Source organism: Acinetobacter sp. UBA6526 (assembly GCF_002434875.1).
GTDB lineage: Bacteria > Pseudomonadota > Gammaproteobacteria > Pseudomonadales > Moraxellaceae > Acinetobacter > Acinetobacter venetianus.
The window spans coordinates 9,545-10,023 of sequence record NZ_DJLC01000060.1; the positions used below are offsets into that span (position 1 = coordinate 9,545).

General features: G+C 44.3%; 1 protein-coding gene and 1 pseudogene. Both read left to right on the top strand.

The window, feature by feature from the left end:
- A pseudogene (locus B4237_RS04020) lies at positions 1–218 on the top strand (30S ribosomal protein S7); the annotation flags it as partial.
- 177 nt (positions 219–395) lie between these two features.
- The coding region (locus tag B4237_RS17695; protein WP_414632340.1) for a hypothetical protein at positions 396–479 on the top strand (84 nt) is incomplete at its 3' end.

Below are 479 nucleotides of genomic sequence, written 5' to 3' on the forward strand. Positions count from 1 at the left end.
ATCAAGTACCTATGGAAGTACGCCCATCCCGTCGTACTGCTTTAGCTATGCGTTGGTTAGTAGATGCTGCTGCTAAGCGTTCTGAAAAAACGATGGCTTTACGTCTTGCTGGTGAGTTGCTTGATGCAGCTGAAGGTAAAGGTGCAGCGATCAAAAAACGTGAAGACGTGCATCGTATGGCTGAAGCCAACAAAGCCTTCTCTCACTACCGTTTCTAAGCGGATAAAACAGTCCCTAATCAGGAGAATATTCATGCGTACAGCAGCTCGATTCAACATCGCTCTTTATCAAAGTGGGAGCTTTGCGGGTATTTAAGTTGCCTGCTTGGATATTCGTGCGCATCAATTTAATTGGTGCGTCCTGTTTTAAATATAACATTTAGGAATGTAGACATCATGGCTCGCCAAACCCCTATTACTCGTTACCGTAACATCGGTATTTCTGCGCACATTGACGCAGGTAAAACAACTACAACTGAA